Source organism: Polaribacter sp. Z022, assembly GCF_023555495.1.
In the GTDB taxonomy this organism is placed as follows: Bacteria; Bacteroidota; Bacteroidia; order Flavobacteriales; family Flavobacteriaceae; genus Polaribacter.
On the sequence record NZ_JALCZO010000035.1, the window covers coordinates 1 to 794 of the forward strand.

1 protein-coding gene is annotated in these 794 nt (G+C 28.8%); it reads right to left on the reverse strand.

Annotated elements, in window-relative coordinates:
- Positions 1-145: 145 nt before the first annotated feature.
- A partial coding sequence (locus tag MPF13_RS15465) for a hypothetical protein (RefSeq protein ID WP_249983666.1) occupies positions 146-794 on the reverse strand: 649 nt, incomplete at its 5' end.

The window sequence follows — 794 nt, forward strand, 5'->3', positions numbered from 1 at the left end:
AACGTGTTTGTATATGGTTTGTTGCGGTTTTGTTATGCTAAAAGTAAGCAATTTATTAAACAACTTTGTACCTGCGTATTTTTCCGAAGGAAAAATTTAGCAGCAATAAAGTTTATACAGTGTTAGCAAATCGTTTTTTATTCCGTTATTCTTTTAATAGGTCTACAAATGTATTATCAGTCCAAACTTTGGTGTCAATTGTGAAATAGTTTCTGTTCAAAAGCAATTTATCTGGTATCGAATCCATTTTGATAAATCGTAAATCCATAATGTGACCTTCAAAGCTATAGTTTTCATAGTTTTTATAATCGAATTCAATTGTATTTTTATCAGTGTAAATTTCTTTAACATACACAGAATCTTTTTCTTTTTGTAAATAAACGAAGGTCACTTTTCTTGAGTTTATTCTTGATTCAGGAATACTGTCAGCAGGTGAGAAGAAGCTAACCTTTCCTCTCATAATTGAATCATTTTTATTTCCTTCAATTTTAAAAGTAAAGAAACTACTTTTGGTACTGTCAATAACACCATTTTTATAGTGTTTCCAAGTATTCCAAAATGTATCCTTTTTTTTAGTTACATAAGCTTCGAATTCAGCTGTCAATTCATTTCCATTAGTTTGTTGAATAGTTATCCTCTGATAACGTTTAGAAGTGTCAATTTCCATTTTATTCACATCTACTTTTTCGGCAATTTTTTTTGATGTCTTTTTGCATGAGATTATGCAAAGAAATAATAGAATTAATATGATTCGGGATTTTTTCATCAAATGTTTGCTAACGTGTTTGTGTATG